This is a genomic window from Stanieria cyanosphaera PCC 7437 (assembly GCF_000317575.1).
In the GTDB taxonomy this organism is placed as follows: Bacteria; Cyanobacteriota; Cyanobacteriia; order Cyanobacteriales; family Xenococcaceae; genus Stanieria; species Stanieria cyanosphaera.
Genome location: NC_019749.1, coordinates 36816 through 50130, shown reverse-complemented (window position 1 = coordinate 50130; position 13315 = coordinate 36816). Strand labels below are relative to the sequence as shown.

12 protein-coding genes are annotated in these 13315 nt (G+C 38.9%); all 12 read right to left on the bottom strand.

Annotation, left to right across the window (positions count from 1 at the left end):
• Positions 1 to 223 precede the first annotated feature (223 nt).
• The gene (locus STA7437_RS23840) at positions 224 to 649 is read right to left on the bottom strand and encodes a hypothetical protein (RefSeq protein WP_015195657.1); all 426 of its coding nucleotides are present in this window, start codon (positions 647 to 649) and stop codon (positions 224 to 226) included.
• A gap of 20 nt (positions 650 to 669) precedes the next feature.
• The gene (locus tag STA7437_RS23835) at positions 670 to 1008 is read right to left on the bottom strand and encodes a hypothetical protein (RefSeq protein ID WP_150109199.1); all 339 of its coding nucleotides are present in this window, start codon (positions 1006 to 1008) and stop codon (positions 670 to 672) included.
• 218 nt (positions 1009 to 1226) lie between these two features.
• On the bottom strand, positions 1227 to 1595 hold the full coding sequence (locus STA7437_RS23830; RefSeq protein ID WP_015195655.1) for a hypothetical protein: 369 nt from the start codon (positions 1593 to 1595) through the stop codon (positions 1227 to 1229).
• A 10-nt stretch (positions 1596 to 1605) separates the two neighbouring features.
• The gene (locus STA7437_RS26725) at positions 1606 to 1758 is read right to left on the bottom strand and encodes a hypothetical protein (RefSeq protein WP_015195654.1); all 153 of its coding nucleotides are present in this window, start codon (positions 1756 to 1758) and stop codon (positions 1606 to 1608) included.
• 157 nt (positions 1759 to 1915) lie between these two features.
• Positions 1916 to 2281 carry a hypothetical protein gene (locus STA7437_RS23825; protein ID WP_015195653.1) on the bottom strand — a complete coding sequence of 122 codons (366 nt, stop codon included), beginning with the start codon at positions 2279 to 2281 and terminating at the stop codon, positions 1916 to 1918.
• An 18-nt stretch (positions 2282 to 2299) separates the two neighbouring features.
• Positions 2300 to 4054 carry a vWA domain-containing protein gene (locus tag STA7437_RS23820; protein WP_015195652.1) on the bottom strand — a complete coding sequence of 585 codons (1755 nt, stop codon included), beginning with the start codon at positions 4052 to 4054 and terminating at the stop codon, positions 2300 to 2302.
• Positions 4055 to 4194: 140 nt separating this feature from the next.
• Positions 4195 to 4719, bottom strand: a complete 525-nt coding sequence (locus STA7437_RS23815) for a hypothetical protein (protein WP_015195651.1) — start codon at positions 4717 to 4719, stop codon at positions 4195 to 4197.
• 2 nt (positions 4720 to 4721) lie between these two features.
• Positions 4722 to 5384, bottom strand: a complete 663-nt coding sequence (locus STA7437_RS23810; protein ID WP_015195650.1) for a hypothetical protein — start codon at positions 5382 to 5384, stop codon at positions 4722 to 4724.
• Positions 5385 to 5387: 3 nt separating this feature from the next.
• Positions 5388 to 5768 (bottom strand): DnaJ domain-containing protein, encoded by a 381-nt coding sequence (locus STA7437_RS23805; RefSeq protein WP_015195649.1) that lies wholly within the window; start codon positions 5766 to 5768, stop codon positions 5388 to 5390.
• Between the two features lie 29 nt (positions 5769 to 5797).
• Positions 5798 to 6370, bottom strand: a complete 573-nt coding sequence (locus STA7437_RS23800) for a hypothetical protein (RefSeq protein WP_015195648.1) — start codon at positions 6368 to 6370, stop codon at positions 5798 to 5800.
• A gap of 127 nt (positions 6371 to 6497) precedes the next feature.
• Positions 6498 to 7877, bottom strand: a complete 1380-nt coding sequence (locus tag STA7437_RS23795; RefSeq protein WP_015195647.1) for a WD40 repeat domain-containing protein — start codon at positions 7875 to 7877, stop codon at positions 6498 to 6500.
• 11 nt (positions 7878 to 7888) lie between these two features.
• A complete protein-coding gene (locus STA7437_RS23785) occupies positions 7889 to 13315 on the bottom strand; it encodes an nSTAND1 domain-containing NTPase (protein WP_015195646.1) in 5427 nt (1808 codons plus the stop codon).

The following is a 13315-nucleotide window of genomic DNA, read 5'->3' as shown; positions in this document are numbered from 1 at the left end:
AATAGATATATAGCAAGAGCTTCAGAAAAAACTGTCCCAGTAAAGGATTAAAGCGGGACACTAGCTAAAATTTACTCATTATCATCATAAGCGATCGCGACAGTATTTTATTTATAAATCCAAAACCATTGATTTATAAAGATTATAGCCCCTACCGACCAAAATTTCTCCATTACTATACAAGGGCGGTAATGGAGAATTTCTTAAATAAAAAATATTTAATTTATTTTGGCAATAGTTTAAGTTTAGCTTCTGCAATTTGAGCTTGAATTTCTAACAATTTAATCTGTCGCTCCAAATGTTTTATTCTAGTTTGATGGGTTTCGGTTCTTCCAGGTTGAAAAACAATACCCATATATACAGTAGTTTGAGAGCTATCTACCCCTACAGACAAATTAAAACCAAAATCATTTTCCGTATTGGGAGGAGCGACTAAAGGAACGAGATAAGAAAGATCGATTTCATTGTTGTTGTGATTTTGAGCATTATTTTGATTGGGAATTTGAATGACATTGTTTGAATCCCCGCTAACTTGAGAATTATTCGTCGTACTCTGCTCGGTAGATTGAGCCAAAAGAGGCTCGAGCGAGTAACAAGAAAAAAGAAATAGAGTAGCAAAATATAAAAAGAAACGAGAGCGTGCGAGCATAATAGATGAGAATTATTTTTTTAATAAACATCGATAATTAGCTTTTGTTGTAAGATGCCACTTCCTGCTGTCGAAGTAGATATACTAGTCGTTTTTCCTTGGATTTCTATCGAAATTGAATTATTAATTGGTGTGTAATTGCCAATTAGCTCGATCTCATTTTTTCCAGGTAGTAGCAAAGTAGATAAATCGAGATTAAGATTATTTTTCAAAGGTACGATAGTACGTTTTTTGAATGATATTTTTCCAGATAAAATAGTAGTATCGCTCGTTTTAATTTTTAAGTACAAAGGCTGTTGTAGTTCTTGTTTGCTCAAACTAATTGTATTTTCTTGATAGGAAGTTTGGCGGTTTATCAAACTTTTTTGAAAATTATTATTGGAAGCGAATATGGCAGACTGTGCGAAAGAAGTTGAAATTAAATAAGAAAATAGTAACCAACTAAAAATCAAAACTAGAGCTATTTTTAACACGATCTTAACTGAGTAAATTTAGTCAAAGTGGGCAAGTTTAATTAAATTATTCATTTTTAAAATTACACCCACTTTATTGTTACTAAAAATTCAAAAACTGTTAGTTAGGGAAAATCGATTGACGTGTCGGGAGTTTCGACGGGAACGGGAACGACTACACTATTTTGAATCGTGGGTGCATTGACACCACTGGGATTGGGTGAAGAACTACTATGAGAATGTCTGGCACGTTGAGTTTGGGTAGCTCCCTCACCGCCAAGATTGGTTTGAGTACTACTGCTAGAACTGGTATTGCCAGAACAAGAGGGATTACTACTCATCTCGACCTCGTTACTCTGTCGGGTATGATGGTTTTTAGAAATATCGAGTTGGACTCCAGTATGGGATTGAACGCATTGTGCGCTAGCGGGATCGATTAAAATTGAAGGTAATAGGGGCAGACTTATAATTAGTGGCAATAATCTTAAGTTCATTGATTTCTCCTTAAATTATTTGGTTGGTAGTAATTAGTGCGATTGCAGGAGACTGGAGAGATTTTGTTTCGACATATTGAGCGACATCGATTAGTTCATCTATACCTAATAAATTAAAAGTAATCTCGCAAATTATGCCGATAAAAATAGCTTTCCAGTTCATGAGCCTATCCTGGTTGTGGTTTGAAATAAGCTTTCTTGGCTTATTGCTTAAAGGATAAAAAAGCCCAAAATAAAAACAAATAGCATTGGAATAAAGAGTTGAAGCGGTAAATGGCAGTAAATCAAAAGAAATAAATTGCCATTACTTAGCTATAAATTTAGGGCGGACAAGTCAGAATTTCGGTCTGAATCTGGCTGAATTGTAGTTTTTGATCTAATTCTTCTGCTGAAGTTCCAAAAGTAGCTAATTTAGCGATCGCACTGGGAGGAGGTGACGGTACGATCTCTTCTGTACCGAGACTGTTGGCGAGAATTACCGATTCTATTTTGAGTTGCCGACGGCGATCGCGATTGTATAATTGTTCGTATCTTTGGCTTACCTGTTGCCATTTTTCGTTCTGACAATAACTGGTATCGATCAGTACGACAATCGAAGGTGGTGGTAATAGAGAGTTAATGATGTAACCTGCGCTAAGCAAGCAGATAAAGCCGAGTCCTAATTTTTGATAGGAATTGAGTTTCATGGTTATTGGAGGTAAAGACTAAATACCGATTTGGAAAATATCTTTGAGTAGTAACTGAATATCTTGAGGAGTACCCGATTTGACAAAAGATTCTCCTAAAAGCGCGATCTCGTTGAGTTCGGAACGATTGACATCTCCGTAAGCGATGGGATAGTAACGAACCCCAGCGTATTTCAAAATGTCTTCGACTTCGGCAAACTGAAAACCTTGATTGGTATTGCCATCGGTGAGAACCAATAGATAAAAGCGTCCGTTGGGATGGGTTTGTTTTTGTGCCATTAATTCTTGTAAGCCCAACATCATTCCGTCGTACATGGCAGTACCGTTATCGGCATAAAGGCGATCGCTAGCTGCGAGAAATTTTTGCTGTTGTAGGGTATCCCAAGGAGCTAATTCGACTCGATATACGGGAGTGTCGCTAAAAGTAATCAACCCGACGTAATTACCGCGATTGACTTCGCGACTTGCCATTTGCAAGCCTTCTTTGACTGCCTGTAAGGGCGCACCTTCCATCGAACCCGAAGTATCGACAACTGCCATTAAAAATACTGGCTGTTCGCCGTCTTTGTTTTGCTTCCAAAAGGATTGAACTCGGTAAATCAATTCCCCAGTAGGAGTCGGTTGGAGTCGGTTGGCGGTGTATTCTGGAGTGGCAATAAAACCCAATTCTTTCGCTCGTTCTTGTCTGGTAGAAGTTTGGGCAAAATCGGCAAATTTAGCTAAGGCTGCTGTAGTTTGCGAATCATTCCAGCTAAAACCAACTAAGGGATTATTATGAACGATGCCAAAGGGAATAAATTGAGTATTGGTAAATTCGGGTACTTGCTTCAGTTCTAGATAGTTTTGGTATTCTAAAGGAAATGCTTGTAATTCACTAGAATCCCCTAAAAACATCTCCAGTAAATCGAGAGTGGTAGTAGTAGTAATGTAAACCTGTTGCTGAAAGCGATCGAAGACGGATTTAACTTGCTGGGAATCGAGATCGGCGGAAGTTAGGGGATGTTCCGCAGCAGTAGTAAAGATACTGTAGAGTAGGTTCAAGCCACTGGCACTACTATAGGGATTGGGATAGCCGACTTTTAGTTTTCCCGATGCGATCGCTTTTAAGACGGTAGGGAAAGTGAGGAGCTGTCCCCGCCCGTCGAGGGCGGGGCTTGTACGCTCCGTAACTTCTCCCTCAGCAGCAATCTCTCGATAAGCCGAATCGGTAAGAACCAAACCCGCCGTATTGGGTACGAGACTATCGGCAACGGCAATGGGTTTAATTCCTTCGCTTTCTAACATGGCAAGGGGAAAGTTATTGGAAGGAGTATAACCTGCTGGCTTGCCTTTTCCCGCAGTAATCATCTGGGATGCCAGAATCGAAGGAATATTTCTAATACCCACTCGAACGGTTTTACCGTCTACTTGTATTTGCTGTTGGTTAAATTCTTCGGCAGTTTCTGCCAACCATCCTTGAGTGGTTTTTTCCAGATTTGCTTTTTCCGAAGACGACCAAATTTCTACATATACCTCATTTTCATTGGGATTGGAGTCTGCGCCGTAGAGGGGAAACTGTTCGGGTTCGGGCAATCTCTCTGGGATGCTAGTGACGCTATAGGTACGAGCGATCGCGTCGGTGACAAAATCTTCCTGGTAAGTAATCTGGGGGAGAATATCTCGTTGTAGTTTATTGTAAGCACTATCGAAGGAATCGACGATCGCCTTATGGCTGAAAAATAAAATTGCCAAAGCGATTCCTACTATGAAAAAGAAAGGAATTTTTTTCCACATGATTTTAGTTTTGTTGAAAAGAGAGAAAAATTATATGGTTTTGTCTTTTACTTAAGACAGATCGCGTTCGGGAACTAATAGCTAATGGCTAAGAGCTAAAAAGAATTAATAATGTGGCTTAGCGAAAAACCGAAATGATCTTACAGGCGATCTAGTTGAATTTGGTGGTAAATCTGCTGTAATTGTTGATGTCTGCGTTCGAGTTGTAGTTGGTAATTATCTAGATGTTGCTTGGCAGTTAATTCAGATTGGGAATTATTTACTTGTCGCTTAACTTGACTGGCTTGAGCGATTTTCTCCGCATCGTTTAAAACATCGTGTAAAGTATCGAGTAGTTCGGGAATTGATGCAGGTTGTAATTGGGCGATCGCTCTGGCTAATTCTTGGGTTTCTAAAACTGTGGCGATCGCATTTTGGCAGTCGGATCGATTGAGAAGGCGTTTAGTGGCTTTAAAACGATGTTGGAAGTTTCTAGTATTGAGTAAATCGTTTCCCTCTTTCAATAAATAACTTCTAACCAACTGTTTGAGGGAATCAAAATTAAAGAGTAGAATGATAACCGCTCCAGTGATGAGAATAATAATTCTCGTCCCGAACCACCAGATATAAACTAGATACAGTATCGTCCATCCTACTGACGTTAGATAAGAGTGATGTCGAGTCATAATTAAACCAAGCGATAAACCATTGCGCCATCTTCGAGGCGATTTTCAGCAGTAATCAAATCCTGTTGTTGTAGTACCAAAAGTTGGTTGCGAACTAACTCGGCATCGACACCCGTGGTAATTACTAAATCGGCTACGGTGCTTTGCTCTCGGTTTTTAATCAACCGCAATAAGGTAACTCTTAAAGCTTGAGGATTGGTATGGTAGTAGTTTTGGTGTTGTTGCGATTCAAAATGTTGTTTGATTTTGAGCTTTTCGCGACTGTGGTGAATGGCGGTAGCGTTATCTACCAGGGAAGTTAGGAGAAAGATACCGACACAAGCAGATGAGATATCTGAATCTTCATTTTCTACTGCCATAACCATACCGAAACCAAAAACCATACTAAGACTAATCAATAAGGCACGATAACGTGCGGTATAGGTATAACTGGCAATACCTGTAAAGAAACTGAGAACTACGGCAAGCCAAATCTTTTTTTGGGCAACGGATGTTGTTTTATCCCAATTGATGTCTAATTTTTGCGTCATGGGTTTGTTGTAAATATCGTTAGTAAATTCAATTCGTTCGTAGGTAGGAGAAGTCTTTGGTGTTGGTGGGGAAGCAGGTTGTTGTAATTGTCGTACTCGCTCAAAATCGGCTTTAGCTCGATAGGCGTAACCCAATTTTTATAATAAAAAGCCACGATATTGATATGCCTGTAGATAATCGGGAGCGAGTTTTATTGCTAAATCGAACTGGGAAATTGCCTCTTCAAACTGTTGGTTTGCTGCTAGTTTCGCCCCCGCTTCATATAAGTCTTGAGGATTGGTTTTATTAACTCGACTGCGAAAAGTATTTTTACCGATAGAGTTATGATGTTGTTCGAGATATTCGTAAGCGAGATTGATTTGTTTGAATTTTGATTCTGCTGTTTGTTTGGCAGAATTATTTAAGAAACGATCTGGATGATATTGTTTGACAAGTTTACGATAAACTTTTTTGATTTCTGCCCAAGTATTGCTAGGTTTGACACCGAGAAGTTGATAGGAATTTTGTAAGTCAATCATTGATAATTATTTAATTTTTTAGCAACAAATTAAATGAGAGATAATGAATCTAAGAAGATAGAAGTTTCGTTATCAAAATAATCATTATTAGTTCCCGCACCCAAGATATACAGGCGATCTCCGACTAAATAAATTCTGCCTTTCATACGTCCGTTGCTGGCATTATCTCTAGCAATAAACTCGATGCCGTTAGCTGGATACTGTTGGGAATTAACTTGAATTGGTTTGCTATCTTCTAGGGTTAAATTTTTCTCTTCGATTACCTCATTAATCATTAAACCCAAAACCATTTCGCAGTTATATACGGCGCACTTTTGGATAACTTCTGTACCCAAACTTTCAGAATAAGCAAAATATCGAACACTGTTATGAACTCCTTCAACTCCATCTGTGGTAGTTAGAGAATATCCAGGCATCATAATGCTAGAATTAGAATCTAAATTAAATCTTTGCCATTGACTGGTAGCCAGTTGAGCGACAACTTGGCTGTTGCGATCGAGTAATTCTGTGGGCTTTGGGAGAGCAAAGACAGGAGTATTAGTAAATAAGATTAATAAGATAGATAAGAGTCGAAAACTGTTGAGATATTGAGGAGTAAGCATTAATTTGATATACCTTTTTTGTAACTAAAGGCATAGTAATCCGACCCCCAAATCAAAATAAATTGGTAGCAAATAAATATAAATAAAAACTAGATCGCTTTTCTTATTGTATCGAGCTAAAACCCAGTCAATGATAACGTTGGTCACAATTAGTCATCTTTTTTTCTCCCGCAAAATCTTCACGGGAACAAAGGGGAATCTTCCAGGATAGTAACTCGAAATCATCTTTTATTCCTGGTTTGTCAAGAGATTGCCAACCCATCAATCTAAACCATCCACCGTAAAAGAAATAATTTCCATCGGGTGTAAATTTAACATCTGTAACACGGGTAAGTAGACACAAATATCTCTTACCGTGAATGTCCCAAATTTTAACATTTTTGGATTCGCTAGCAGATACAAGAGTCTGTCCGTCCCTATTGAATTTAATACGAGTATACTTATCTTCAGGAAGTTGGCGATCGCGAATTGTCTTGAGTAATTTACCGTCTTTATTCCAGAGTTTAATCGTGCCATCTTCCCCAGCCGAAGCCAGCATTTGCCCATTGGGGCTAAAGTCGAGATCTTTTACATCGGCACTATGGGCAGTAATCCGACGAATTAGTTTACCCTGCAAAGTCCAGAAAGATATTACTCCCTTTTCATTGCCCGTAGCTATCGCTTGACCGTCGGGAGTAAATGCCAGATCGTGAATGTAATCGGAATGGGTAAATGTCTGTAAAAGCTTTCCCTCCAGATTCCACAATCTAATAGTGCGATCGTCGCTATAGGAAGCTAATATCTTGCCGTCGGGACTAAATTCGATTCTTCTAACCCAATCAGTATGACCGTTTAAGGTATGGAGTAACTTACCCTGTCGATTCCATAATTTGATAGTGCGATCGTCACTAGCCGAAGCAATAATTTTACCATCGGGACTGAAGGCAATATCTCGTATCCAGTCGGTATGACCGCTAATAAATTGATGTTCGCTAAATTCAAAATTACTCTGACGACGATCCCAAAGAACTATTTTTTTGGTGGTATTGCTGTAAGCCAAAAAGTTACCGTCGGGACTAATTTCGATATCGGTAATGCCGTCGAGGCGATCGCGTTCGGTATATTCTTGCAGAAATTCTTGTTTGTTCCAATCTTTAATTAGGCGGTCTTGACTTTGCCAGTCCAAATCGGCTTTACTGGATTTTTCCCAGTGAGCGATCGCATCGATATCCGATAGCAGATAATCAAGTAACATCTTTTGTCCCTGCCACAAACCCATCCCCGTTAGGATTAAAGCAAGTATCCATCCACCAACCCAGAAACCCCTAATTCGACGTTTGGCTAATTTTTGTTGTTTATCTCGTTCATCCAGACAAGCGGTAATAAATTCGTGACAGAGAGGAGAAAGGCGATCGCTAGTTTTGATATAGGTTGTTAGTATGTCGCTTAAAGCTTTACCTCGCAGTAAGTAAGCAGCACCTTGCTGATGATGCAGCCACTGTTGGGCATGAAGTTCGATTTCTGGCATGGTTTAAAAGTCTAATTATTTTCTGTAGCGATCCCATCGCAGATATGACGGTCTTCTTCACTGACGTTGGGGTTATTGGTTAAATAATCTCGCGCCCAATTACAACCTTGTGTGAGTACGTCGTTTAAATCTAAACTCCAGAGTTTAACTGTTCCGTCTTTACCAGCAGAAGCAATGATTCTACCATTGGGACTTACTGCAACATCATTAACCCAATCTGTATGGCTTTCTAGTGTTTGCAGTAATTCTCCTTTGATGTTCCAAATTTTTACTGTATTGTCCCAACTAGAAGAAACAATAAATTGACTATCAGGAGTAAATGTCACGTTAGTGATTGTATTTGTGTGACCTTTCAAAGTGTGAAGTAATTCACCATTCAAATTCCACAATTTTATCTTTTCTTCCTCATCACTAGCAAAAGCAAGAATCTTACCATCTGGACTAAATAGTAGGTTATTAAAAACATTGGTACGACCTTCTAAAGTGTGAAGTAATTTACCTTCTCGATTCCAAAGTCTGACCGTATCATCACCGCCAGCAGAAGCAATTATTTGACCGTCTGGACTGAATACTACTTTATTGACATAATATGTATGATCTTTAAGGACGCGGAGTAACTTACCTTCTCGATTCCAAAGTCTGACCGTATCATCACCGCCAGCAGCAGAAGCAATTATTTGACCATCGGGACTGAATGCTACTTGATTAACAAAATCTTTATGACCAGTTAGGGTATGGAGTAACTGACCTTTTTGATTCCAAAGTTTAACTGTACCATCTTCACTTCCAGAAGCAAGAATTTCACCATCAGGACTGAACACTAAGGTTTTTACTTGACTCTTATGACCAGTCAGAGTATGGAGTAATTTACCTTTTTGATTCCAAAGTTTGACTACACCACCATAATTAGCAGAGGCAATTATTTGACCATCGGGACTGAATACTATTTGATTGATAGAACTTTTACTACCAAAGCTGTAAACTAATTTACTTCGCTCATCTTCTAACTCTAGCATTCCTCTATCGCGATCGCTGGACTTATCTTGTAAGGTATGTAATAACTCACCCGAAATACTCCAAAGTTTAACCGTACCATCATCACTACCAGAAGCAAGAATTTTACCATCGGGACTAAACTCTACTTCATTAACTTGCTGCGTGTGTCCTTTGAGATTTGCGGGGAATCTTTCTTCTAAATTCCAAAGTCTTACTGTTTGGTCGTAACTAGCAGAAGCTAAAGTGTGACCATCGGGACTAAAAGCAACTTGATTAACTTGATTGATATGACCCTCTAGGGTATAAAGTAATTCTCCCTCTACATTCCAAACTTTTATTGTGTTATTTTCTCCCGCAGATGCCAGAATCTTACCATTAGGACTGAAAACTATTTTATTCTCAAAATAGCCTGAAGTTCCTTCAAGAGTATCAAGTAATTTTCCTTGTAAATTCCAGAGTCGGATAGTTCGATCGTCACCAGTAGAAGCAATAATTTTGCTGTCAGGACTAAATACTACATTTCTGACTAGTTTTGTATGACCTTCGAGAGTATGGAGTAATTGACCCTTAAGACTCCACAGTTTGACAGTAGAATCTGCATTAGCAGTGGCTATTATTTTACCATCGGGGCTAAATACTGCCCTAACGATAGGTCTGTCATTACTAGATAGAGTCCGAATTAATTTACTATCAAGACTCCAAAGATTAACTTTACCGTCTCCACCAACAGAAAGAATCATTTTACCGTCGGGGCTAAATACTGCACTATTAACAGAATTCGTATGAGTTTTAAGAGTGTGGAGTATTTGACCCTTAAGATTCCATAGCTTGACTGTAAAATCTGCACTAGCTGTAGCAATTGTTTGACCGTCGGGACTAAATGCTATATCCCTAATATCATCAGAATGTCCAGTGAGAGTGTAAAGTAACTTACCTTCTCTGTTCCAAAATTTTACAGTATTGTCAAAACTACCAGTAGCAATGATTTGACTATTGGGACTAAATGCTACATCTTTGATTCCTTCTTTGTGTCCTTTTAAATTATGGAGCAGTTTTCCGTTACGATCCCAAAGTTTAACTGTAAAATCTTTTACTTCATAGTCTTTTTCAGCAGTAGCAATAATTTGACCGTCTGGACTAAACTCAACAATGTTAACACTGGTAGTGTTACCTGCTAAAACATTAAAGTTTTTTATTTGATAAAAGATATCTTGCAATCCACCTATGACTTTAATCTTAGTTTTAGTATCGACTCCCAATTTATTATCTTTAATCTTTCTTCCTGCTTGTAATCCAGTTATCAGTGCATCGAGTTCTTGACCTGAAGCTAATTGTGCTTCTGCTGAGTTACTGAGGGCATCAACTTCATTAATAGTTGCTTGACGCAATTGCCAGATGGCAGCACCAGCTAATCCAGAAACGATCGCCAAAGCAGTTATCAAACCGCCAAAAATTAGACGACGATTGCGTTTAGCTTGTTTAAGTATGCGATCGCGTTCTTGAATACACTGATAAATAAACTTATTACTTAAATTTGAAAGCTCGTCAGCATATTTAATATATAACTCTTCTGCTCTAGCTAAAGCCGTTCCTCGTAGTAAATAATCATTATTTTGCTGATTTTCCTGCCATTGTCCCGCTTGTTGCTCGATTTCCCGCATTAAACGAAGGCGATCGCGATTAGCATCTAGCCACCACCTTAAGGTTTGCCAGTTACGAATTAGGATTTCATGGATGACTTCTACAGTAACTTCTGAGTTAGAGGAGACAGAAGGGGTTTCTTCTATATTATTGAGATTATTTTGAGAAGAATTGTTTTCTTCCAAACTGACTACAATTAACCGCGCATCGATTAAAGCTTGGAGAGTAGATTGAAATAGTTCGCGACTGGCTTTATCTCTATCGTACTTAGAAACTAATAATTGCGATCGCGTCAGGCGACGGCGGGTATCTTCTTTGCCTTCTCCTAATTGAACTAGGGACAGTAAAATCCATTGGGCGCATTTTTGTTGTTCTTTAGTGAGATTTTTATAGGTAAAATCCGCTTTATCTCCTAAAATCTTAGCTATTCCGCCGATATGCTGTTGATAGTCTTGCAGGGTTAAACTACCTGGGGTACGTACTTCCCATAATTCTGCTAGAGCAAATTGTAATAGGGGTAGGTTTCCCTGGCGGATAATTTCTTTAGTTTTGGGCTTTTCGGGATCATCTGACTGGGATTGTGGTGATAGAGGTAAGTTTTCTGTTTCTGCTTCTACGGTTAGATTTATTTGTAGTTCTTCAAGTAAAACTCGAACTAACTCTTCTTCTACCGTTATTCCAACTTGGCGGGCGGGTTTGGTAATGATTTGGCGATATTGCTCTTGGGTAAAGTAAGAAAGCACCAAAATGTGAGATTGCTGTACTCTTTCCCCTAATTCTGGTAAATTCAAGCACTCTTTCATAAAGTCATCCCGCAGGGTAATAATGACCTTGAAACAGTCTGAAGCTCGTTCGCAGACGGCTAAAATAAACTGAATGAATTGAGAGCGATCGCTTTCCCCTGTTAGAGTAAATAATTCTTCAAATTGATCGATTACTAATACCGACATTGGTTGAGGCTGTTGCTGTAACCACAAGCTAAAGGCATCTACCCCCAAATGAATTTTTCCTTCTACTAACTCTTTATTATTCGGTGCGATACTTTTAGCTAAAGCGGTAAAGGGATTATTACCAGTCCGCATTACCCAAGTCTGACAGAGTTGTAATTGGTTTGAGCGATCGCTATATAGTCCTTTGGTTTCTAGTTGAGGTAAGACTCCTGCTTGCACTACCGAAGATTTGCCACTCCCCGAAGCACCCATAACCGCCAAAAAAGAAGTATTTTTTAACTGACGGACGATCTCTTGAATTAAAGCATCTCTGCCATAGAAGAAATTAGCATCTTCTTTTTTAAAAGCCAGTAAACCTTTGTAAGGACAGTAATTAGCATCAAATTTAACTAATTTTCTCTCGGTTTGGGCTAATAATAGCTCTAAGACTTCTGTTGCTCCCGATAACCAAGGTTTTAAAGTAATTTCGGGATTAGATTGACAGTTTTTCTGTAACTGGGTGATTAATTCGGCTACCCAAAATTCTGCTTGAGTTTCGGCTGCGGTTTGTAATACCGTTACCAGTTGAGTAATAAATTCCGTTTGCTTCGATCCTTTAGCCGAAGCAGCAATGATACTTTGAGAACTTTTCGTACTGGGTTTGAGGAGATCGAAGCAGTTATCCAGATTATCGACACCAAAACAATCGAGAATAACAATTTTCTGGGCAACAGGAGAGCGATCTAATTGTTGTTTGAGCCAGTTTAAAGTAATATAAACAGAATCACTCAACCATAAACGATTGACATTTTTATCGGTTTCCTCAATCTTTCCAGCCAGATAGAGTAAAACAGTTTTACTAGCAGATTGCAAACATAAAGCGATCGCCTGTTCTAATTCCCCTTCCTCTTTATCTTCGGGGAAACAATAATCAACTTCAAATCCTCCTTTACCCTGAAGAATCTGACAGAGATTAACCGCAGCTTCCGAAACCGCTAGAGTTTTAATAACTAAAGCCTGTCTCTTAGTAGCAGTAACCGCCTTACCCAAAACAATATCTGCATTACCCCTAAAGATTTGTTGGGGAGTTTGAGAACGAGAAGGTTTAACTACAATACCTTTAGCTAAGTTTGCCTGTCTGATGTGGAAACGTTCGGGACTATTCCAATAGTCAATATACTTCTTAACGCGATCGCGTATATATTTAAATAACTCCTTAACTTCAACAATTCCCTCTCGATCTGCTGCTTTCCCTCGCAAACCTTTAATAAGATAGTAGGTAAATAAACCATGTCCCAATTCGGGAATTTCCCAAGAATATTCACCGCGATCGCACGATAATATAGCCGAGAAATTCTGACTTTGTTCGGCTTGCTTTTTTAAAGCTGCGAGTAATTGAGCGTTAGGATTACTATTACTTTGAATATTGAGCTTTTCCTGACAGGCATCCAACCAGACGACTTGATGCTTGGCTTTACATTCTGTCAATATATCTAAAACCGTCTCTAACTTTAATCCCGTACCTGCCAAATCTGCAAACTCGGTATCGGCAACACATAAGATGGGGTTGTTATCGCGATCGAGAAAACCATGTCCTGAAAAATAGAATAACACTGTATGTTCGGGTTCAGCTTCGCGAAACTTTTGAATACTGGTAATAATCGAAGCTAATTCTGGAGAATGAGACGCACCATCGTAATGAGCGATAATTTCTGTCGAGTGAAAGTTTTGGGTAGCAATCTCAAAAGCTTCCATCAAACCCCGACAGCCATTGGCACAACAATTTAAGTCTTCAATCTTTTCATCTCGATACTCGGTAACACCGATTAAAACGATCCAGAGTTTAGAAGATTCTGCTGCAAAAAGAGACAT